The sequence below is a fragment of the Acidovorax sp. Leaf191 genome, from assembly GCF_001424425.1.
GTDB lineage: Bacteria > Pseudomonadota > Gammaproteobacteria > Burkholderiales > Burkholderiaceae_C > Acidovorax.
Genome location: NZ_LMPT01000010.1, coordinates 1 through 20,815, shown reverse-complemented (window position 1 = coordinate 20,815; position 20,815 = coordinate 1). Strand labels below are relative to the sequence as shown.

At 66.3% G+C, this 20,815-nt stretch carries 16 protein-coding genes and 1 pseudogene; 7 read left to right on the top strand and 10 right to left on the bottom strand.

Annotated elements, in window-relative coordinates:
• Positions 1-156 precede the first annotated feature (156 nt).
• The 5 genes and pseudogenes from cobA to ASG27_RS08300 all read right to left on the bottom strand — a co-directional run.
• Positions 157-996, bottom strand: a complete 840-nt coding sequence (cobA, locus tag ASG27_RS08320) for a uroporphyrinogen-III C-methyltransferase (protein ID WP_082485942.1) — start codon at positions 994-996, stop codon at positions 157-159.
• The gene (gene ybiB / locus ASG27_RS08315; RefSeq protein WP_056414972.1) at positions 993-1,916 is read right to left on the bottom strand and encodes a DNA-binding protein YbiB; all 924 of its coding nucleotides are present in this window, start codon (positions 1,914-1,916) and stop codon (positions 993-995) included. Before ybiB ends, cobA begins: the two co-directional genes overlap by 4 nt.
• 173 nt (positions 1,917-2,089) lie before the next feature.
• Entirely contained in the window at positions 2,090-4,927 is a 2,838-nt protein-coding gene (locus tag ASG27_RS08310; RefSeq protein ID WP_056414974.1) for a nitrate reductase, read from the bottom strand.
• A 48-nt stretch (positions 4,928-4,975) separates the two neighbouring features.
• On the bottom strand, positions 4,976-5,824 hold the full coding sequence (locus ASG27_RS08305) for a type IV pili methyl-accepting chemotaxis transducer N-terminal domain-containing protein (protein ID WP_082485941.1): 849 nt from the start codon (positions 5,822-5,824) through the stop codon (positions 4,976-4,978).
• Between the two features lie 59 nt (positions 5,825-5,883).
• Positions 5,884-7,104 (bottom strand): annotated as a pseudogene (locus ASG27_RS08300) (NAD(P)/FAD-dependent oxidoreductase); the annotation flags it as partial.
• Between the two features lie 206 nt (positions 7,105-7,310).
• Between ASG27_RS08300 and ASG27_RS27145 the strand changes: the two are divergent.
• Both ASG27_RS27145 and ASG27_RS08295 read left to right on the top strand, forming a co-directional pair.
• Positions 7,311-7,457: a hypothetical protein gene (locus ASG27_RS27145; RefSeq protein WP_156371514.1), complete on the top strand. Its 147-nt coding sequence runs from the start codon at positions 7,311-7,313 to the stop codon at positions 7,455-7,457.
• The gene (locus ASG27_RS08295) at positions 7,447-9,246 is read left to right on the top strand and encodes a bifunctional protein-serine/threonine kinase/phosphatase (RefSeq protein ID WP_056414977.1); all 1,800 of its coding nucleotides are present in this window, start codon (positions 7,447-7,449) and stop codon (positions 9,244-9,246) included. The genes ASG27_RS27145 and ASG27_RS08295 overlap by 11 nt, the downstream gene beginning before the upstream one ends.
• 424 nt (positions 9,247-9,670) lie before the next feature.
• On the opposite strand, the gene ASG27_RS08290 is transcribed toward ASG27_RS08295, so the two are convergent.
• Positions 9,671-10,885, bottom strand: a complete 1,215-nt coding sequence (locus tag ASG27_RS08290) for an MFS transporter (RefSeq protein WP_056414980.1) — start codon at positions 10,883-10,885, stop codon at positions 9,671-9,673.
• Between the two features lie 514 nt (positions 10,886-11,399).
• Here ASG27_RS08290 and ASG27_RS08285 point away from each other — a divergent pair.
• Positions 11,400-13,058 (top strand): methyl-accepting chemotaxis protein, encoded by a 1,659-nt coding sequence (locus ASG27_RS08285; protein WP_056414983.1) that lies wholly within the window; start codon positions 11,400-11,402, stop codon positions 13,056-13,058.
• Between the two features lie 153 nt (positions 13,059-13,211).
• Here ASG27_RS08285 and ASG27_RS08280 read toward each other — a convergent pair whose 3' ends face one another.
• Complete coding sequence (locus tag ASG27_RS08280) at positions 13,212-14,237, bottom strand: LacI family DNA-binding transcriptional regulator (RefSeq protein WP_056414986.1); 1,026 nt, start codon at positions 14,235-14,237, stop codon at positions 13,212-13,214.
• Between the two features lie 204 nt (positions 14,238-14,441).
• Here ASG27_RS08280 and ASG27_RS08275 point away from each other — a divergent pair, with 204 nt between their 5' ends.
• Genes ASG27_RS08275 through ASG27_RS08260 form a run of 4 tightly spaced genes read left to right on the top strand, consistent with a single transcriptional unit; the run spans position 14,442 to position 17,827 of the window.
• Positions 14,442-14,927: a gluconokinase gene (locus ASG27_RS08275; RefSeq protein WP_056416228.1), complete on the top strand. Its 486-nt coding sequence runs from the start codon at positions 14,442-14,444 to the stop codon at positions 14,925-14,927.
• Entirely contained in the window at positions 14,924-15,451 is a 528-nt protein-coding gene (locus tag ASG27_RS08270; protein ID WP_056414989.1) for a TRAP transporter small permease, read from the top strand. The genes ASG27_RS08275 and ASG27_RS08270 overlap by 4 nt, the downstream gene beginning before the upstream one ends.
• A gap of 5 nt (positions 15,452-15,456) precedes the next feature.
• Entirely contained in the window at positions 15,457-16,752 is a 1,296-nt protein-coding gene (locus ASG27_RS08265; protein ID WP_056416231.1) for a TRAP transporter large permease, read from the top strand.
• A gap of 55 nt (positions 16,753-16,807) precedes the next feature.
• Positions 16,808-17,827, top strand: a complete 1,020-nt coding sequence (locus tag ASG27_RS08260; RefSeq protein ID WP_056414992.1) for a TRAP transporter substrate-binding protein — start codon at positions 16,808-16,810, stop codon at positions 17,825-17,827.
• 89 nt (positions 17,828-17,916) lie between these two features.
• On the opposite strand, the gene ASG27_RS08255 is transcribed toward ASG27_RS08260, so the two are convergent.
• The 3 genes from ASG27_RS08255 to ASG27_RS08245 form a co-directional block, all read right to left on the bottom strand.
• On the bottom strand, positions 17,917-19,269 hold the full coding sequence (locus tag ASG27_RS08255; protein ID WP_156370658.1) for a hypothetical protein: 1,353 nt from the start codon (positions 19,267-19,269) through the stop codon (positions 17,917-17,919).
• 19 nt (positions 19,270-19,288) lie between these two features.
• The gene (locus ASG27_RS08250) at positions 19,289-20,197 is read right to left on the bottom strand and encodes a hypothetical protein (RefSeq protein WP_156370656.1); all 909 of its coding nucleotides are present in this window, start codon (positions 20,195-20,197) and stop codon (positions 19,289-19,291) included.
• A gap of 313 nt (positions 20,198-20,510) precedes the next feature.
• Positions 20,511-20,804, bottom strand: coding sequence for a hypothetical protein (locus ASG27_RS08245; RefSeq protein WP_056416233.1), 294 nt, complete (start codon positions 20,802-20,804; stop codon positions 20,511-20,513).
• Positions 20,805-20,815 lie beyond the last annotated feature (11 nt).

The following is a 20,815-nucleotide window of genomic DNA, read 5'->3' as shown; positions in this document are numbered from 1 at the left end:
CAGCCAAGGCGCCGCTGACCGCCCGCTACGCTGCGCAGCCGTGGGCGCAAAGCCGCGCACGCACCGCGGCCCTACAGGGGGTCGTGGGTCGGCATTGGCGCCGCGGCAGTGCACGGCGGCCCGCCCTGGCCGCCAGTCCGTGCCGTACCTGAGGCGCTAGCCCGCGCGGCGTGCCATCGGCAGGTCCTGCGATGCCAGCGCCACGCCGCGCACCACATCGCCCACCACGATCACCGAGGGGCTGGCCAGCCCCTCGCGGGTGATGGTGGCGTGCAAGGCGCCCAACGTGGTGATGGCGTGGCGCTGTTGGGGCAGGCTGGCGTGCTGGATGATGGCCACGGGGGTATGGGCGGGCAGGCCGGTGAGCAGCTCCTGCTCGATGGTGGCCGCGCCGCTCACGCCCATGTAGATCACGAGCGTGAGCTTGGCGTCGCGGGCCGTCGCCGCCAGCTGGCGCCAGTCGGTGCCCGCATCGCCAGGCTTCGCATGCCCGGTGACGAACACCACGCCATGCGCATGCTCGCGGTGGGTCAGCGGCACGCCCAGCGAGGTCAGCCCTGCCAGGCCCGAGGTGATGCCGTTGATGACCTCGACCTGCACGCCCGCGGCACGCAGGTGCTCCACCTCTTCGCCACCGCGGCCGAAGATGAAGGGGTCGCCGCCCTTCAGGCGCACCACGTTCTCGCCCTCGTTCACGGCCATGAGCATCAGCTTTTCGATGAAGGCCTGCGGCGTGCTCTTGCAGCCGCCGCGCTTGCCCACGTAGACCACGCGGGCGGTGGGTGGGGCGTGCGCCACGATGGCATCGCTGACCAGGTCGTCCACCAGCAGCACCGTGGCCGCCTGGATGGCCTTCAGGGCCTTGATGGTCAGCAGCTCCGGGTCTCCCGGGCCGGCGCCGACCAGGGTGCAGCGGCCGCCGGTGCCCAGGTGGGGCGTCAAGGTGACTGCGGCGGCAGGTGTGGAGGGACTGGCGGGTGGCGTGGGGCGGCTCATGGCGATGTCTCCGGGACTGTTTGATCCGCTAGGTGCAAGATGTGTTCCACCTGTTTTTCGATGGCAGGCGGACTGGGCAGCTCGCCCGCCAGCACGCGGCGGGTGTAGGCGGCGGTGGTGGCCACGTCGATCTCGGCGGGCAGGCCGGGCACCTCGCTGGCGGTGCCGGGCTGCTGGGCCTCAAGCAACTCATGTGTGCCGTGGACGAAGCCGTCGTAGCGCGGGGTGCGGCGCGGGTCGGTGGCGACTTCGCCTTCGAGCCCGCGCGAGAGCAGGGCGGTCATGCCCAGCGTGCGGAAGGTGGTCTGCAGCATCTCGAAGTACTCTGGGTGGGTGTACGCGGTGACCACCACCGACGGCCCAGCGCACGGGCTCATCAGCTTGACCACGCTGTGCCCCGGGTTGCGCAGGCCCACCACCTCGCGCACGGCCAGCAGGCGGGCCAGGCCCGCATGCAGGTGCTGGGTGTGGATGTGGCGCACGGTTCCGTTTGCTATCTTTTCAGGAGCTGTCAGCGCAGGTATGTCGAGCGCGAGCAGCACATCCGACGCCAGGATGCGGCGCGCCTCGGTGCGCATGCCGTGCAGCAGCACGGGTAAGCCTTTGCGGGCCAGCAGCAGGGCCAGCAGTGGGGTGAGCACCGGCAGCTTGCGCGCGCCGTTGTAGCTGGGCAGCACGATGAGCGGGCGGTCGGTGGCAGGCAGCAGGGACAGGCGCTGGTGCGTGGCGTCGAGAAAGCCGCACATCTCCTCGGCCGTCTCGCCCTTGATGCGCATGGCCAGGCAGAAGGCGCCGACCTCCAGGTCGCTCGCGTGGCCGTCCAGCACCTGGCCGAACAGGTCGGTGGCCTGCTCGCGCGTAAGCGGCTTGGCGCCGCGCGCGCCGCGCCCAATTTCCTTGATGTACTGGCTTATGCCCATGGTATTTTTTTAGCGGGACTTGTGAAACAGGGCTCCAGCGTCGTTATTTCGGCTTGCCGTACGCAAGTACTGTCTGCGCCGAAAATGCCTAGCTGGAGCCCTGTTGCACAAGTCCTTGTGGGGGTTCGAAGGGAACTGAGCCGCTATTTTCCTTTAAGCCAGACAACTTTTGGTTATATGGTGGCCTGCGCCAAAGGTTTCGGGGCCAGGGGGCCGGTGGCGCGGACCATGCGCTTGAGTTCGGGCAGACAGGAGCCGCAATTGGTGCCGCAGCGCAGTGCGCCTTGCAGCTGGGCCAGGCGGTCGGCGTCGGTGCCGTGGCAGCGGGCCAGTTCGGTGGTGATGGCGGCGTCAGTCACGTTGAAGCAGGTGCACACCGTCTTGCCGCGCGACTGCACCGCCACCGGGGCCTTGGCGCCGGGGACCAGCAGCAGGCGGCCGTAGCTTTGGGCGGGGAGTTCTTCCTGCAGCAGGGTCTTGAGCCAGCCTTCGGCGCTGGTGTCGCCGGCCAGCACGATGCCTTCGAGCGTCATGGCATCAGGCCGGCGCACCAGGCGCGCCGCGCGGCGCTGGCCGCGCTTTTTGTCGGCGTAGCGCTGTGTGTCGTTGGCGGCCAGGCCCATCAGCGATTCGATGTGCTCGATGGTCGCGTCCGGCGGGGCTTCGTGCGCGGCGGCGCGCAGCAGCACGCCCACGCGCTCGCGGCCCGGTTCGTTCAACGGCGTGTTGTTGCTGAAGGGCACGCAGCTGGCAAACGGAAACTGCGCCATCAGCGCGGACAGCGCCTCGCGCGTGGCCTGCGCCGTGTCGGCAGGCAGCCAGGCCATGGCCAGCAGCGTCCAGGGCAGCTCGGCCTTCAGGATCTTGACGGCTGCGTGCTTGAGCTCGGGCTGTTTGGACGTGGGGCAGTAGGCCGAGGTGGTCAGCGCATTGACGCCTGCCAGCCGTTCGCCGGTCGATGAGCAGCCGCTCAGGAACTCGCTGCCCCAGTGCATGGCCATGAAGGCCTGCGACACGCCCACGGTTGTGTCGCCCTGCACGGGCACGACGATGGTGCCGCGCTTGCTCGTCACGTAGACCAGGTCGCCGTTCTTCAGGGCGCGCTGTTCCATGTCCTGCGGGTTCAGCTGCACGCTGGGCTCGGCCACGTGGCCGAACAGGCGGCCCAGGGTGCCGGTGCGCGTCATGCCGTGCCACTGGTCGCGCAGGCGGCCGGTGGTCAGGCTGAAGGGGTAGCGCGACTCGCGCGGCTCGGCCACGGGCTTCCAGGCGTGGGCGGCAAAGCGGGCCCGGCCGTCGGCGGTGGGGTAGATGCCGTCTTCGTACAGGCGGGCCTTGCCGGTGGTGGTGCCCTCCGGCAGCGGCCACTGCTGGGGGCCTTGCGATTCGAGCAGGCTCCACGACAGGCCGGTGATGTCCAGGTCGCGTCCGCGCGTGCTCTCGCGGTGCTCCTGCCATACCCGTTCAGCGCCTGCGTCGGCGTGGTCGGTGGTGTAGGGGAAGAGGGTGGCCGCACCGGGGCGCAGCCGCGCCTCGAGTTGCTGCGCGAACTGCACGGCTATCGCCCAGTCGTGCCTTGCCTCGCCCGGCGCAGGCACGGCGCTTCGCACGCGCGAGATGCGGCGCTCGCTGTTGGTCACCGTGCCGGTCTTCTCGCCCCAGGTGGTGGCGGGCAGCAGCAGGTCGGCGTACGCGCAGGTGGCGGCGGTGGCAAAGGCTTCCTGCACCACCACGAACTCGGCGCGCTGCAGGGCGCGGCGCACGGTGGCCTGGTCGGGCATGCTTTGCGCGGGGTTGGTGCAGGCGATCCACAGCGCTTTGATCTCGCCGTCGGCGGCGGCCTGGAACATCTCCACGGCTGTCTTACCCGGTGTGGCGGGCACGTCGGCCACACCCCACAGCGCGGCGACTTCGGCGCGGTGCTGGGGGTTGGCCAGGTCGCGGTGCGCGCTGAGCAGGTTGGCCAGGCCTCCCACCTCGCGCCCGCCCATGGCGTTGGGCTGGCCGGTCAGGCTGAAGGGGCCCGCGCCGGGCTTGCCGATCTGCGCGGTGGCCAGGTGCAGGTTGATGAGCGTGGCGTTCTTGGCCGTGCCGCTGCTGCTCTGGTTCAGGCCCTGGCAGTACAGGCTCAGGGTCGATGCCGAGGTGGCAAACCACTTTGCGGCGGTGGTCAGGTCAGCGACCGAAATGCCGCACACCTCGGCCACGCGCTCGGGTGTGGCTTCGCGCACCAGCGCCTGCAGTTCGGCAAAGCCGTTGGTGTGCGCGGCGATGTACTTCGCATCGGTCCAGCCCTCGCGCAGCATCAGGTGCAGCATGCCGTTGAACAGCATCACGTCGCTGCCCGGTTGCAGCGGCAGGAACAGGTCGGCCATGCCCGCGGTGTCGGTGCGGCGCGGGTCGGCCACGATGACCTTCATGCCGGGGTTGGCGGCGCGCGCATCTTCGATGCGGCGGAACAATATGGGGTGCGCCCAGGCCGCGTTGCTGCCAACGATGAAGAGGCACTGCGCGTGCTTCACGTCGTCGTAGCAGGCGGGTGGTGCATCGGCACCCAGGGTCTGCTTGTAGCCCGCCACGGCGCTGCTCATGCACAGGCGCGAGTTGGTGTCGATGTTGTTGGTGCCGATCAGGCCCTTGGCCAGCTTGTTGAAGACGTAGTAGTCCTCGGTGAGCAACTGGCCGCTGACGTAGAAGCCCACCGCGTCGGGGCCGTGCTGCTGGATGATGTCGGCGAATTGGCCGGCCGCCAGGCCCAGGGCCGCGTCCCAGGATAGCGGCTGGGGCGTATCGGTGCGCTGCAGGCGCTGCTGCGGTTGCAGCAGGCGCGTCTGCAGGGTGACGGGGCTGCTGGCCGTGAGGTGCAGGGTGGAGCCCTTGGTGCACAGGCGGCCGAAGTTGGCGGGATGGTGCGGGTCGCCGCGCACACCGATGATCTGCGGGCCGTCGCTCTCGATGATCACGCCGCAGCCTACGCCGCAGTAGGGGCAGGTGGATCGGGTCTCTGTCATGCCGTGGTCTTGTGGTGATGGTGTGGGGCGGTGGGCGATGGCGGCCTGTCAGTTGGCCAGGGCCGCATAGAGGCCTGTCACCTTGTCCATGCTGGACAGCAGGTTCTCGCTGGCGACGAACACATCGGACACCAGCCTCGCCGTGTTGCCCGTGGCATTGCCGGCCTGCATGCGCTGCAGGGCCGCGTCGAAGAACACCCATTGCCCGTCGGCCAGCTGCAGCTCCTGGCGGATGCGGTCATTGGCTTCTGGTGCCTTGCGCAGCACCTCGTTGGCCGCCACGAACTCGGTGCGCGCCTTGGCGATTTCGGACGCAGCCGCTGCGGCGTCCACTGGCAGCAGCGCCGCCAGGTAGAACTTGGCCATGCGCTGGCTCAGCATGCGCTGGCGCCCCGCCACGTTGACCAGGTGGCCCACAGGTTTGCCCGAAGCGGCCTCGTACTGCACGGTGCCCAGGTGGGCCAGGGCCAGCACCTTGGCGTCGGCCTGCAGCATGGGGGCGGCGCCGGCCAGTGCGGGCGTGCCGGCCATCAGCGTGGCCTTGTGGGCGGCCCAGGCGGTGTCGAGCTGGCCGTAGGTCTCGCGGATCACCGGGGTGGGCGCGTAGGCCTTGAGTTCGGCCAGCTGGCGCTCGAACAGCGCCACGGACTGCTCCAGCACCTGGCGTGCGGCGTTCTCCTGCACCTTGTGCGCCAGGGCCAGCCAGGCCTTGCCCATGCGCTGGCTGAGCATGCGCTGGCGGCCGGCCTTGTTGATGGCGTCGTTGAGGTTGGCGACCTGTGCGTGTGCTGGCCGGGCCATCCCGGCCAGGGCGCAGGCCACCGCTGCAGCGCCTGCGGTGGTCAGCAGGGTTCTGCGGTGCAGGTCGGCGGGCAGGCGGGCGGCGGCAGTCTTCATCGTGGTGGCCTTGGGGTAGCGTTGCGCAAGTGGGTTGTGGATGGAGGCGGTCAGTCCGCGCTCGACGGGCCGAACATCAGCTGGTCGCGGATCTCTTCGACCGCGCGGCCCTCGCGCAGCAGCTCGAAGTACCAGCTGCCGTCCACCGTGTCGCCGTACAGGCAGGCGCCCACCAGTTTGTTGTCCTTGATGACGAGCTTTTTGTACATGCCGGTCATGGGGTCGCTCATCACGATCTCCTCGGTGTGTTCGTCACCCTGGAAGTCCCCCGCCGAGAACAGGTCGATGCCCGTGACCTTGAGCTTGGTGGACGTCTGCGAGCCCTGGTAGCGGTCGATGCCCATCTCTGCCAGGTGGTTGGCCAGCACCTTGCCCTGCTCGAACAGCGGGGCCACCAGGCCGTACGCGACGCCCCGGTGCGCGGCGCATTCGCCCACCGCGTAGATGCGGGCGTCGGTGATGGTCTGCAGCGTGTCGCTGACCACGATGCCGCGGTTCACGTGCAGGCGCATCTTTTCGGCCAGCGCGGTGTTGGGGCGCACGCCCACGGTCATCACCACGAGGTCGGCGGGCACCGTGCGGCCGTCCTTGAACTTCACGGCCGTGACGCGGCCGTCGGCGCCGCCCACCAGCTCTTGCGTCTGGGCGTTGAGGAGGAAATTCATGCCGCGCTCCTGCAGCGTCTGCTGCAGCATGCGGCCGGCCACGTCGTCGAGCTGGCGTTCCATGAGCGTGTTGCCCACGTGCACCACGCTCACCGTCATGCCGCGCTTCATGAGGCCGTTGGCGGCCTCCAGGCCCAGCAGGCCGCCGCCGATGACCACGGCGTGCTGGTAGGTGGCGGCAGCGTCGATCATGGCCTGCGTGTCGGCAATGTCGCGGTAGGCGAGCACACCCGCCAGGTCCTTGCCGGGCACGGGCAGGATGAAGGGGTTGGAGCCGGTGGCGAGGATCAGCCGGTCGTACTCGGCCGTGACCACATCGCCTGCGCTGTTGGTGGCGCTGACCACGCGGCGCACGCGGTCCACCTCGTTCACCGTGAAGCCGGTGTGCAGCGCGATGTGGTGATCGGTGTACCAGGACCAGTCGTTCAGGATGATCTCGTCGAGGGTCTGCTCGCCCGCCAGCACGGGCGACAGCATGATGCGGTTGTAGTTGGGGTGGGGCTCGGCGCCGAAGACCGTGATGTCGTACAGGTCGGGGGCAATCTTGAGCAGCTCTTCCAGGGTGCGCACGCCGGCCATGCCGTTGCCTACCATCACCAGTTTGAGCTTTTTCATTCATGACTCCTTCTGCGCCACTGCGGGGCCAGTGCGAAAAACAAAAAAGGCGTCCCTCACGATGCTGCCTCGATCCATCTCGAAACGGCATGTGGGGACGCCTTTGTCCGGGCAGCTCTTCCGTGCGCCATTGCAAGGGGGAGCCGCGAGACCCCGAAGGGTCGTTGGTGGTGTAAAGCAATGCCTGTGCCAGTCGCTGCGCACTGATGTGGGGCGGCACGCGGCGGGACGGCTGGGTGGTGGTGCGCATCGGCCCCAGGGCTGCGCAGGCGCTGGGTGCGGGCGCCCTGGCCTGGCGCGGCATGCACCACCTTGGGCATGAAACCTGCATGGAGCTGGTGCATGAGTTTTGAACTGGACTTTGGGTTCACCTCCGAGGCGGGGCGCAAGCCGCTGAACGAGGACTTTGCCGCGCTGGTGGAAGGGCAAGGGCGCGACCGCGAGCGGGGCGCCATTGCCGCCATTGCTGATGGCGTGAGCACCGGCGGCAATGGCCGCGAGGCCGCGCAGACCACCGTGAACACGCTGGTGAACGACTACTTCGCCACGCCCGACACCTGGGACACCACGGTGGCGCTGGACCGCATCTTGAGTGCGCACAACGGCTGGCTGGCGTCCATGAACCGGCGCCGCCAGCCCGCGGTGGGGCTGACCACCCTCACAGCCCTGGTGCTGCGGGGGCAGTCGTACACGCTGGCCCACGTGGGCGACACGCGGGCTTATCTGCTGCGCGGCGGCCGCCTGCAGTTGCTGACCACCGACCACGTGATGGCGCAGCGCGACTTCGCGCACCAGATCACCCGCGCCATGGGGCTGGACGACCACGTGGTGGTCGACTACAGCCAGGGCGAGCTGCACAGCGGCGACCTGTTCGTGCTGCTGTCCGACGGCGTGCATGGCCGCGTGCCCGAGCGCGAGCTGCGCCACCTGCTGCGCGAGGGCGGCACCGCGCAGGCCTTGAGCGATGCGCTGACCGAAGCCGCACTGCGCCGCGGCAGCAACGACAACGTGACCGCGCTGGTGGTGCGCGTGCAGGGCGTGCAGGAGGCCACGCTGCAGGACGAGTCCCGCCGCGCCCAGGACCTGCCCGTGCTGCCGCTGCTCAAGGTGGGCGACCAGGTCGACGGCCTCACGGTGACGGCGCTGGTGGCCGACAGCGGCATCCACCGCATCTACCAGGTCCGCGATGCCGGGCGCGAGGGCGCCACGCAGCGGCTGTACGCCCTCAAGACCCTGCTGCCGTCGCGCGCCCATGACACCGAAGAACGCGCCACGCTGGCCCACGAAGCCTGGGTGGCGCGGCGCATGCAGTCCGGCCAGGCGGCCACGCACCTGGCGCGGCTGAACGACTGGCCGCCCCACGGTGCGGGAACCAGTGCCAGCGCCACCGCGGACGAGGCCGCGCTCCCCGGCCCCAGCGCCTTCTACCTGCTGTACGACTGGCATGCAGGCGCCACGCTGGGCCAGCGCCTGCGCCGCCGCGAGCACCTGAGCGTGGCCCAGACCCTGGCGGTCACCGTGCAGGCCGCGCGGGTGCTGGGCTGGCTGCACCGCCAGGGCGTGGTGCACCGGGACATCAAGCCCGACAACCTGCACCTGGGCGACGACGGCGTGCTGCGCGTGCTGGACCTGGGCGTGGCCTTGTCCGGCCGCGAACCCACCGCCACGCGCCGCCTGCACGCGGGCACCCCTACCTACATGAACCCCGAGCAGTGGCCGGGTTACGAGCGCAGCGCAGACACCGAGGGGCAACTGCCCGATGCCGGCAGCGACCTGTTTGCCCTCGGGGTGACGCTGTACCAACTGCTCAGCCAGGGCCGTCTGCCGTATGGCGACGTCGTGCCCTACCAGCTGGGCCGCTACCACCGTGACCCCGTGGCTCCCAGCCGCCACCACCCGGGCGTGCCGATCTGGCTCGATCACATTGCGTTGAAGGCCGTGGCACGGCAGCGTGCGCAGCGATTCGAGACGGCCGAGGAACTTCTGCTGGCGCTGGAGCGCGGTGCCTCGCGCCCGCTGGCGCCTGCCAGGCCCCAGCCTTTGATGCAGCGCGACGCTATGGCGCTGTGGAAGATCGCGCTGGTGGTGAGCGTGCTGGTGAATGTGCTGCTGGTGTATTGGCTGGTGTTTTTGCCGAGGTAGGGTGGGGATTGTTTTGCTATCAAAAGTGTAGCTGTTAGCGCTTTTCCAGAAAGCGGTAGGGGCGGTTTTTATTTGAAGTGCAGCGCTTTTCTGCGCCTTGATTTGGCGCCAGAGCTTCACCACCCAGCGCGGCGCGGTATTGACTCCCTCTCCCCTTGTGGGAGAGGGCGGGGGAGGGGGTTTGTACAACTGGGCGCACTGCCTGTTCTGCCCCCTCTCCCCAACCCTCTCCCGCGAGGGGAGAGGGGGTTTTAAGCGCTCAGCATGGAGCGTGTGGACGTAGAGGGTCGGGCACCCCCAAGCCTTATGTGTGTCCGCCTTTTAACTAAAGGTCGCAAGTGCTGGCACCCGTCATACGCTGCGCGCACGGCCGCCCTTTTAGCGAAAGGTCGGCAAGCGCTTCGCGCTCACGTGCTCACGCACGTCATGCGCTGCGCGCACGGCCGCCCTTTTCTGCCCAGGTCCGCGTCCAGCGCTGCTGCATCACCCGCAGCAGCACCAGCATGGCCAGCGCACACACGGCGATCCCGACGAAGCCCCACAGGTACGTGCCCGTGTACTGGCGCGAGATGCCCATGCCATTGGGGATCAGGCCGCCGCCCAGTGCGCCGATCTCGCCGATCATCGATCCGGCCACCGCCGTGGTCAGCGGCCAGCGCAGGGGCACCAGCTGGAACAGTGCACCGTTGCCTGCGCCCAGTGCGGCAAAGCACAGCAGGAACAGCAGCATGGTGACGGGCAGGGAGTTCTCCGCCAGGCCGCACAGCACCATGCTCACTGCGGTGATGGCCAGCACGCCAGTCAGCGTGTTCACGCCGCCCCAGTGGTCCGACAGCCAGCCGCCGAAGATGCGCAGCGCCGCGCCCAGAAAGGCCGCCATCATCGTCAGTTGCCCCGCCTGCACCTTGCTCACGCCGAACTGGTCGTTGAAGTAGCTGGGCAAAAACGTGGTCAGGCCGATGAAGCCGCCAAACGTCACGGCGTAGATCAGGCTGAAGGCCCAGCCGTCCTTCTCGAACAGGCAGGCGATGTGGTCGCGAAAGCTCGAATGGGGCGCCAAGTCTGGCGGCTCCTTGGCGTACACCGCCATCACCAGCGCAGGGATGGCCACGCTCACCGCCGCAAAGCCGTACACCGCCTGCCAGCCGAACTTCTGCGCCAGTGCGGGTGCGAGCAGGGCTGCCACCGCCGTGCCCACGTTGCCCGCGCCCACGATGCCCATGGCCAGGCCCTTGTAGCGCGGGGGGAAGGAGCCCGAACCCAGCGACAGCGCCACGCCGAAGCTCGCGCCCGCCACGCCCAGCAGCACGCCCATGGCCAGCAGGTCGTTGTAGGTGTGCACGAACAGGAAGCCATAGCCCATGGCGAAGAAGATGCCCGCCATCTCGACCAGCGTGGCGCGCTTGCGGCCGATGTACTGCGCGAGGATGCCCAGCGGAAAGCGCATCAGCGCGCCCGCGAAGATGGGGATCGACAGCATCATGCCCATCTGCGTGGGCGTGAGGTTGAAGCTTTCGCGGATGAAGGGCGCCATCGCGCCGTTGATCACCCAGATGGCGCACGAAAACCCGAAGTACAGGAACGACGACCACAGCGTGGGGGCGTGGCCGGATTTGAGGAACTCTCGAAATTGAAGCATGGCTGTCGTGTGCGAAGCGCTGAAAGGCTGCGATGGCGGGAGGGAGCTCCATCTGCAACCGGGCCAGAAAAACAAAAAGGCGCCTGCACGGACCGCGCAGGCTGCTGCTACTGCAGAGCCTGTACGCATTCCGTGAAGACGCCGACGTCCTGTTCGCCCAATCCGCCGTTGCACCGGGCTGCCATGCAGCCAGCTTTGGCTGCAGCCTCCACGAAGCAATGGCTATGCCAGCGGTTGGTGCTGCACCATCTCAAGCCTTTTGGCCGCCTGACGCTTGCTCCATAAGGGGTTACTGCTATTAATTTGAATATCGTGTCTGCAGCGTCCTCCGTTATGGTGCGGCGCCGCGCGGCAGCTGGGCCTGGAGTTGGTGCACTGCACCACGATGGAGAATCTGCCCGGTGGACATTTAGTTGTTTCAAAAAAACCGATTCGGGTCTTAGCATGTGATCGGCTTTCAGAACAGCCGAGTTCTCCCGCTGGGGTGCGAGGCATCTCCACGAAAGGGTTTTCCATGCGCGTCAATCTCCCGGTCAGCACGCAAGAATATGCCTTCCCCAAGGGTGAGACCCTGGTCTCGACCACCGACCTCAAGGGCCGCATCCTCTACTGCAACCCGATGTTCATCGAGGTCAGCGGGTACGAAAAGGAAGAGCTTCTGGGCCAGCCCCACAACATGATCCGGCACCCGGACATGCCCGAGGAGGCCTTCCGCGATATGTGGGAGACCATCGCCAGCGGGGCGCCCTGGTCGGCAGCGGTCAAGAACCGCCGCAAGGACGGCTCCTTCTACTGGGTCATGGCCAACGTCACCCCGCTGATGCAGGGCGACCAGCCCACCGGCTACATGTCGGTGCGCACCGAGGCCACGCGCGAGCAGATCAACGCGTCCGACCAGCTATACCGACAGATGCAGGCCGAGAAACAGGCGGGCGCGCAGGTGCACGTGCTGCGCGCCGGCCAGGTGGTGAAGAACACCTCGTGGGGGCGTCTGGCCAACGCGGTGCGCCTGGGGCCCATGGGCAAGATGATGCTGTGCACCTTGCTGCTGGTGATCGTCTCCTTCGGCGCCGCCTGGCTGGGCGGGCACCAGATGACGGTCGCATCCGGCGTGGCCTGGGTGGCGGTGGTGCTGCTGGCGCTGGGCATGGCGTCGTACCTGCACAAGGCCACCGTCGCTCCGCTGGCGCAGATGCTGCGCTGGGCCAACCGCATGGCCGCCGGCGACCTCACGCAAAAGATCACCGCGTCGCGCAGCGACACCGTGGGCGACCTGCAAAAGGCGCTGGCGCAGCTCAACGTGAACCTGCTGTCCATCGTGCGCGACGCCCGGCAGGAAAGCGAGCACATGCAGGTCTCCACGCGCGAGATCGCGCAGGGCAACCAGGACCTGTCGTCGCGCACCGAGGCCCAGGCCAGCAACCTGCAGCAGACGGCCGCATCCATGGAAGAGATCACCGGCACCGTCAAGCAGACCGCCGAGTCCGCGCGCCAGGCCACCGTGCTGGCCACGCAGGCCACCCAGGTGGCCGAGCGCAGCAGCGAGGCGGTCGATGGCGTGGCCAGCACCATGAAGCAGATCCAGGCCGCATCCGGCCGCATCAGCGAGATCACGCAGCTCATCGACTCCATCGCGTTCCAGACCAACATCCTGGCGCTGAATGCGGCGGTCGAGGCCGCACGCGCGGGCGAGCAGGGCCGGGGCTTTGCGGTGGTGGCATCGGAGGTGCGCAGCCTGTCGCACCGCACGCAATCGGCCGCCAAGGAGATCCGCCAGCTCATCGACGACTCGGCCAACAAGGTGAGCGAAGGCCACGCGAAGACCGACGCCGCCCAGAAGACCATGACCGAGTCGCTGGAGCTGGTGCGCCGCGTGAACACGCTGATCGGCGAGATCCACAGCGCTTCCAACGAGCAGCTCAGCGGCATCTCGCAGGTCAATTCGGCCGTCGCGCAGCTGGACACCATCACGCAGCAGAACGCCGCGCTGGTGGAGGAAAACGCCGCCTCGGCCATGCAGCTCAACGGCCAGGCGCAGACCATGACCGAGACGGTGCAGGTGTTCCGCATCGACGCGTCGGCGCCAAACCAGGCGCGGGATGCGGTGGCGTTGCGCAAGGAGATGAAGGGCAAGGGGGCGTCGTCTTCGAGCCGCGAGCTGGCCCCGGTGTAAGGCCCCAACCTCGCCGGCACAGCCTGCCCCAGCTTGGCCAGGCTGCAGCGCGTTCGCAATGGGCGCTGCCACGACCAGCAATGCCCGGAATGCGGCTGCGCGTGCCACCGGTAGCCTCCTCCGGAGGACGCCGCGAAGCGGCCGTGCCTGGGGCTACGTGCTCCCGCGCACCGTCAGCTCGAAGCCCAGGTCCACCGAGTTCTGATCCGGCAGTTCGCCCCGCATCAGCGCCAGCAGCATCTGCGCACTGGCCTCGCCAATCGCCGAACGCGGTGTGCGCACGGTGGTCAGCGGCGGCAGCATCTGGTCGCTGCCCGCCAGGTCGTTGAACCCTGCAATCGCCACCTGGCCCGGAACGGACAGCCCCAGCCGGTGCGCCGCCAGCACGCCGCCCTGCGCCAGATCGTCGTTGCAGAAGAAGACGGCATCCACGCCGGGGCGGGTGCGCAGCACTTCTTCCAGGAGCTCGGCGCCCAGGCGGATGGAGGACGGCTGGGCGCTGAGCAGCTCCAGCCGCGGGTCGTAGAGGCCCGCCTCGCGCAGGCAGCGGCGGTAGCCTTCGGCGCGCTGCAGGGTGCGCGGGTCCAGCTGCGCCGCGACGAACGCGACGTGCTTGCGGCCCTGCGCGAGCAAATGCGCCGTCATGGCGTGGCCTGCATCCTGCTGCGAAAAGCCCACGCAGTACACGCCGTGCGCCGACGTCATCTCCATCAGGTGCACGCAGGGCACGCCGCTGGTGGCGATCATCTGGCGCGATGCCTCGGTGCGGTCAAAGCCCGTCACCAGCAGGCCCGCCGGGCGGTGGGCCAGGTAGGTGCGCAGCAACTGCTCTTCTTCCTGCGGGTCGTAGTGCGTCACGCCGATCAGCGCCTGGTAGCCGTGCGGGAAGAGGGTGCGGTGCACGGCGTCCAGCACGTCGACGAACAGTGCGTTGGACAGCAGCGGCACCAGCACCGGCACCTGCACGCTGCGTTGCGAGGCGAGTGCGCGGGCTGCGGGGTCGGGCACGTAGCCCATTTGCTGCGCGGCATCCTTCACACGCTGCACCAGCTCCTGGGCCACACCCCGCTCGCCGCGCAGTGCGCGCGACGCGGTGATGGGGCTCACCCCGGCGGTTTTGGCCACGTCGCTGAGCGTGATGCGGCCGCTGGAGCGGCGGCGGGACTCTGGTTTGTTCAAAGGGTTAACCCGGATGGGTATGGGCTGGGATCTGGTTAGGATAGCGCTGTCCATTGGCTTGGACAAGGCGAATGCCTGATTTTTATCCGAAGAGGCGGAAATTTCCTCTGTATTTTGAGCATCCGGCAAGGATGCTTTTTCAAAAGTTCGTTGGATAGCGCTACCAATATGAATTTTGTACCGTCATCGGTGTTTCTGGTGGTCATGGGTGTGGCAGGTTGCGGCAAGTCCAGCCTGGGTTCCGCCCTGGCCCAGGCCGAGCGCCTGCCCCTGATCGAAGGGGACGACCACCACAGCCCCGCCAGCCGGGAAAAGATGCGCCAGGGCATCGCGCTCACCGACGCCGACCGCGAGGGCTGGCTCGCCACGCTGGGCCAACTGCTGCAGGCGCACCCGCAGGGCGTGGTGCTGACCTGCTCGGCGCTCAAGAAGGCGTACCGCGACCGCCTGCGCAATGCCTGCCCCGGGCTGCGCTTCGTGTTCCTGGAGATCGACCGCGCCAGTGCCGGCCAGCGCGTGGCGGCGCGGGCGGGGACCCACTTCTTTTCCACCGCCCTGGTCGACAGCCAGTTCGCCACGCTGGAGTCGCCCGTCGGTGAGGCCGGCGTGCTGCGGCTCGATGCCACGGTGGACCTGGCAACCCTTCAACAACAGGCGTCCGCCTGGATTGCCGCCACGGAGGCAGCATGAGCAACACACCCCTCCCGCCCGATTCCCCCACACCCCGGCCGGCGGGCCGCTTCACCCGGACGGCCGAGGCCCTGATGGCCGCCTGCCTGGGCGTGATGGCCGTGGCGGTCTTCGTCAACGTGGTGCTGCGCTATGGCTTTGGCAGCGGCGTGGTGGCCAGCGAAGAGCTGTCGCGCCTGCTGTTCGTGTGGATGGTGTTCATCGGCGCGGCGGCCGCCTACCCCGCGGGTGAACACATGGCCTTTACCAGCCTGGCCGGCTTGCTGGCCCGGCGGCCGCTGGCTTTTGCAGCGCTCAGCGCGCTGATCCGGCTGCTGGTGATCGCCGCCTGCGCCATGCTGGCCTGGGGAGCATGGCAGCAGGTGGTGGTGGGTCTGGGCAGCCACTCGGTGGTGCTGGGCTACTCGGCCGCGCTGCTGCCGCTGCCTGCCTTCCTGTGCGCGATGGCCATCGGTGTGATGGCCTTCATCGAACTGATTCAACGCAAGCCGCTGGACCTGGGTCACGGCGCAGAAGTGGAGTGATGCACATGGGTCCCGAAGCTCAGGCTTTCATCGTCTTTTCGCTGGGCATGCTGGTGTTCATGGGCACCGGCATGAACATGGGCCTGGCCCTGGTGCTCACCGGCGCCGGCATGGCCTGGGTGCTCGACTTCTTCGACACCCAGCTGCTGGCCCAGAACCTCGTGGCCGGGGTCGACAGCTTCCCGCTGCTCGCCGTGCCCTTCTTCATCCTGGCCGGCGAGCTCATGAATTCCGGCGGCATCAGCCGGCGCATCATCGACATGGCGCAGGCCTGGGTGGGCCACATCCGCGGCGGGCTGGGCTACGTGGCCATCGGCGCGGCGGTCCTCATGGCCAGCATGAGCGGATCGGCCCTGGCCGACACGGCGGCGCTGGCCACCATCCTGCTGCCCATGATGCGCCAGCAGGGCTACCCGATGAACACATCGGCCGGGCTGATCGCCTCGGGCGGGATCATCGCCCCCATCATTCCGCCGTCCATGCCCTTCGTGATCTACGGCGTGACGACCAACACATCGATCTCGGCGCTGTTCGTCTCGGGCATCGTGCCCGGGTTGATGATGGGCGTGGGCCTGATCTTCGCGTGGCGCTGGGTGCTGCGCGGCATCGACCTGCCCGACAGCCGGCCTGCCTTGCCCCTGCGCGAGCGCCTGCGCGCCACGCTCAAGGCCTTCTGGGCCATGCTGATGCCGTTGATCATCATCGGCGGCATGAAGTCCGGCGTGTTCACGCCCACCGAGGCGGCGGTCGTCGCAGCCTTCTATGCCCTGGTGGTCGCGCTGTTCGTGCACCGCGAGATGAAGGTGTCCGAGATCTACAGCGTGCTGGTGCGCGCCGCCAAGACCACCGCCATCGTGATGTTCCTGTGCGCTGGCGCCCAGGTGGCCAGCTACATGATCACGCTGGCCGACCTGCCCACCGTGCTGACCGGCTGGCTCGGCCCGCTGGTGGAGAACCCCCGCGTCCTGATGGCGGTGATGATGATCGTGCTGGTGCTCATCGGTACGGCGCTCGACCTCACGCCCACCATCCTGATCTTCGCGCCCGTGATGCTGCCGATTGCCGTGAAGGCGGGTATCGACCCGGTCTACTTCGGCCTGATGTTCGTGCTCAACGGTGCCATCGGCCTCATCACCCCGCCCGTGGGCACCGTGCTCAACGTGGTGGCCGGCGTGGGCCGCATCTCGATGCACAGCGTCATCAAGGGCGTCAACCCGTTCCTCATCACCTACGTGTTCATCCTGGCGCTACTGGTGGCTTTCCCCCAGATCGTGACCTTGCCCGTCACGTGGATGCGGTGATGTCCGCGGTGCTTTCTTTTTCGTGCCTTTCAATTCTTTGCCAATGGAGACAACCATGAAGACTTTCCGCCGTACCTTGCTGACCGCCCTATCGGTGGCTGCCTTTGCCGCCTCGTTCCAGGCCGCCGCCCAGGACTTCAAGCCGCGCATCATCCGCTTCGGCTATGGCCTCAACGAAGTGTCCAACCAGGGCCGCGCCACCAAGCTGTTTGCGCAGGAGGTCGAAAAGGCGTCGGGCGGCAAGATGAAGGTGCGCGCCATCGGTGCTGCCGCACTGGGCTCGGACCTGCAGATGCAGCAGGCGCTGGTCGGCGGCGCGCAGGAGATGATGGTGGGCTCCACCGCCACCTTGGTGGGTATCACCAAGGAAATGGCCATCTGGGACACGCCCTTCCTGTTCAACAACGCCAAGGAAGCCGACGTGGTGCTCGACGGCCCCGTGGGCCAGAAGGTGATGGACAAGCTGCAGGAAAAAGGCCTGGTGGGCCTGGTGTACTGGGAGAACGGCTTTCGCAACCTGACCAACAGCAAGCGCCCCGTGGCCAAGCTGGAGGACATGAACGGCATCAAGCTGCGCGTGATGCAGAACAACGTGTTCCTCGACAGCTTCAAGACCCTCGGCGCCAACGCCGTGCCTCTGCCGTTCTCGGAGCTCTTCACCGCCCTGGAAACCAACACGGTCGACGGCCAGGAGAACCCGTACAACACCATCCTGTCGAGCAAGTTCTACGAGGTGCAGAAGTACCTTACGGTGACCAACCACGTCTACAGCCCCTGGATCGTGCTGGTCAGCAAGAAGTACTGGGATGGCCTCTCCAAGGCCGAGCAAAAGGTGCTGCTGGACGCTGCCAGGAAGAGCCGCGACTTCGAGCGCCAGGACACGCGTGACGAAGCCGCCAAGGCGTTGGCCGACCTCAAGGCCAAGGGCATGCAGGTCAACGAACTGTCATCCGCCGAAGCCAGCCGCATGCGCGAGAAGCTGGGCGCGGTGAACGCCAGCATTGCAGCCAATGTCGGCGAAGACCTGTGGAAGGAAGTGCAGGGCGCGGTGGCTGCGGCGCGCGGTGGGAAGTGACGGCAGTCTGAGGGTTGGCCGACCGCGTCAATGCCGCGTGTTGGCCTGTTTCAACTTCATGTCTGAGGCGTTTCGTGTTCGCAATCCGGTCAAGGATTGCCACGCCACAGAGCGCCTTGAAAAGTTTGCTGGGGCCCTGTCTTGTGCTGAACCAGCCAATGCAGGCCGTCGCTGGAGATGGCCTGCAGATTGAAGTCGGCCACCGGGGGCGCCATTTCTTGCAGTTGCAACGGTTGACCCTGCAGATCGAGGCGGTACAGGTGGTTGTTCACCTGTAGTCCCATGAACCGGCTGTTGGCTGAAAACACAATGCGGTAGTGCCCGGTCTTTGCGTCAGCGGACGGGTCTTTGAAGGCCGCATGTGGCAGCTTGGCCACTTGCGCCATATGGGGGTTCCTGAAGATCTGCAGCGATTCGCTGCCGCGAAATACGAGCCAGGAGCCATCGGGCGACATGAATGGGGCGAACTGGGGTAGCTGGTTTGCCATCGGCGAGGGGTCGGGATTTCCACACGGCAAATGGACACAAGCGTAGGGCTGGTTGTCAGGGTTGTGCGAGAACGCGTGCTGTGCCAGAGGCAGGGCGAAGACTTTGCGTTCCGACCAGTTGGACAAGCCCAGGAAGCGCGTACCGCTGGCGTGGACCATCAGCCAGCGACCTTGTGGATCCAAGGTTGGGTACAAGCGGCTGGCCCCGCCAAAAGGCATGAGCACTGCACGTCCCGTGGCCAACTCACACACAGCCAGTGGTTGCGGTGACCTTGGCCCGACAGAGGCCAGTTGGACCGCGAACCAGCCATTGGCAAAAACAGGGCCCGACAACAAATCAATGTGCGGGAATTGGCACACGCTGCGTTTTTCCTGCAGGTCGTACACATCGCTGGTCGCACCGTAGTAGATAGGCTCGAAACCATCTTCACCATCCTGCGGTGCTATGCGCAGCGCGTGCCGACCATCTGCACTCAAGAGGCTCATCTTGATACCCGTTCCTTGCTGCAGATCCGGCGTGATCCAGTGATGCCTGTCGTAGTCAATGTAGTGCAGCTGACCGTTGGCGCTGAACAGCATCTGATGGATGGCGGTCCAGTTGCTCGCTCCGACGCGGACGAGCCGTTTGAGCGGCGAGGTTTGCCACAGCTCAATTTCTTTGTCATTTCTGCGCGCAAACCTTTCGCCGGTGGGCGAAAAATCGGCCTGTACGCTTTCGCTGGTAGTGCCGAGCATGCCCAATGACTGAAGTGGCACAGGCTGAGAGCGTGTGTTCAGCATGCGGCTGCCCGAAGATGGAGCGGGATCGGAAGTTGGGGTGGGAATTGACGGTGCGCCAGCAGCGTGCAGCACCAGACTTGTGGTGGCCAGCAGCGTCGCCACGATGGAGGTGCCAGTGCGAATCCAGGCCGCGCGCCAAGGAAAACGGTTCGATATCAAGTGGGGCGAGAACATTGGAAGATCGCTGGATGTACTAAGGGATGGACGAGAAAGCGATGCCGCCGTGAAAGCACTTGAGAAAGTGTGACAGGTGTGGCAAGGCAGTAGTGCTTGCCAACCCCTTGGCTTCGTCTCCCCACGTAAATATCCGAGCCTGGACGGAGGCAGTGGCAAGGTCCGGTTTCTGATTGGCCGAGTAGCCGCTAATGGGTCTTCCATTCACCGTGATAGGGCCGTTCAATACTACCCAATGATTCTTGTAGGTGCTGCCAGAACCGCCAAACATGGCAGCGGAAACCAGCATTACTACCCAGGCGCTAGGCTGGTAAGGGGCCAATTCCAGCAGTTCCTTCCAATCCGCCATTGGGAAAATTTCGTTGGTGTTGTCAAGCAGCGTTGTAGAGTCCACCTCATTGAACCAGGCTTTCAAATATGCGGGCCTCGTTATTGCTGAAGCCATGGCCGACGGATGATCGTAACTGGAAAACGGAATCAGACTGGGGCTATCGTTGCGCAGGCTTGCCATGCTGATCCAGTCGACGGCATTGATGCGAGCGGCTTGAGGGACGGTCTGCATTTCTTTGGCGCCAGTCCTGGGGTTGACGGTCTCCGTCCGGGTCTCTGCGGTGGTTCGAACTTGTGCGCTGGGCTTTATGCTGCGTTGGCCCAGCGTCGCAGGGCGGCCAGTCCACAAGTCAATGATGTGCCCTACATACAGGTCGGGTCTATCATGGATAAGACAAAACATGAAGGCTGCAGGCCCGCAAAGGCTGGTATCGCCCTGGTCAGGCCAGGAATATTGGCCGTGACTGATTCGATGTAAAAGTTGTTGAATCAACTGATTTCTGTTCACTCCCCAGGCTACGTGTGCTGCGAATTGGGATGAATTTTCGAAGTCGGTGATGATTGAGTGGGCTGCATAGAGCGCGGCGGCCTTGATCATGGGAATGGCTTGCTGGCGGAGATTAAAGGTATCAATTCTTCGGCGCGCATCTTATTGTTGGACTGGGCTCGCAACACCTCAAACAATGGTCAGAAAACGTATTTGATTGAATGAATTTCCATGAGCGTTTTGGATGTTCGTTTATGCTGATTTGAGGATTTTTGCGGCAGCTTTGCCTATTTCGACCACTGCGTCATAGCGCTGGCAAGCTTTGCTGCCGCCAACGCAAAAAAGGCTGGGGCTCCGAAAGGAGCCCCAGCCTTTTGACTTTTAGTTTGGCTACAGCAGCTAATGCTGCCGCAATATCAGCAAATTACAGCGAACCGATTTCGCCCGAAGAGATGCGGCCGGTGCGCAGGGCTTCTGCTGCCTGGGCCTGCACGGCAGCGCGGTCGGCCGTGGAGGTGAAGGACAGGACGCGCGAACCGGAAGGAATGGTGCTGCTGGTGGCAGCCACGGTGGAGGCTTCGGCCATCACTTCGGCGCGGGTGCGGCTGGTGTCGTACTTGGCGGCGAATTGCGAAGCATCGGCTTCGTCAGCGTGGGCACCGAAGGCAGCGAAAGCGGACACAGCGGCGATGGAGAGGAAACGTGCAGTCTTGTTCATGATGAAAGTCC

Coding starts and splice junctions, on each gene's coding strand:
- ASG27_RS08270 (WP_056414989.1), top strand. CDS start 14,924: ATGAGCAACACACCCCTCCCGCCCGATTCCCCCACACCCCGGCCGGCG.
- ASG27_RS27145 (WP_156371514.1), top strand. CDS start 7,311: ATGTGGGGCGGCACGCGGCGGGACGGCTGGGTGGTGGTGCGCATCGGC.
- ASG27_RS08290 (WP_056414980.1), bottom strand. CDS start 10,885: ATGCTTCAATTTCGAGAGTTCCTCAAATCCGGCCACGCCCCCACGCTG.
- ASG27_RS08305 (WP_082485941.1), bottom strand. CDS start 5,824: ATGAAGACTGCCGCCGCCCGCCTGCCCGCCGACCTGCACCGCAGAACC.
- ASG27_RS08295 (WP_056414977.1), top strand. CDS start 7,447: ATGAGTTTTGAACTGGACTTTGGGTTCACCTCCGAGGCGGGGCGCAAG.
- ASG27_RS08255 (WP_156370658.1), bottom strand. CDS start 19,269: ATGTTCTCGCCCCACTTGATATCGAACCGTTTTCCTTGGCGCGCGGCC.
- ASG27_RS08250 (WP_156370656.1), bottom strand. CDS start 20,197: ATGATCAAGGCCGCCGCGCTCTATGCAGCCCACTCAATCATCACCGAC.
- ASG27_RS08260 (WP_056414992.1), top strand. CDS start 16,808: ATGAAGACTTTCCGCCGTACCTTGCTGACCGCCCTATCGGTGGCTGCC.
- ybiB (WP_056414972.1), bottom strand. CDS start 1,916: ATGGGCATAAGCCAGTACATCAAGGAAATTGGGCGCGGCGCGCGCGGC.
- ASG27_RS08310 (WP_056414974.1), bottom strand. CDS start 4,927: ATGACAGAGACCCGATCCACCTGCCCCTACTGCGGCGTAGGCTGCGGC.
- ASG27_RS08285 (WP_056414983.1), top strand. CDS start 11,400: ATGCGCGTCAATCTCCCGGTCAGCACGCAAGAATATGCCTTCCCCAAG.
- ASG27_RS08245 (WP_056416233.1), bottom strand. CDS start 20,804: ATGAACAAGACTGCACGTTTCCTCTCCATCGCCGCTGTGTCCGCTTTC.
- ASG27_RS08265 (WP_056416231.1), top strand. CDS start 15,457: ATGGGTCCCGAAGCTCAGGCTTTCATCGTCTTTTCGCTGGGCATGCTG.
- cobA (WP_082485942.1), bottom strand. CDS start 996: ATGAGCCGCCCCACGCCACCCGCCAGTCCCTCCACACCTGCCGCCGCA.
- ASG27_RS08275 (WP_056416228.1), top strand. CDS start 14,442: ATGGGTGTGGCAGGTTGCGGCAAGTCCAGCCTGGGTTCCGCCCTGGCC.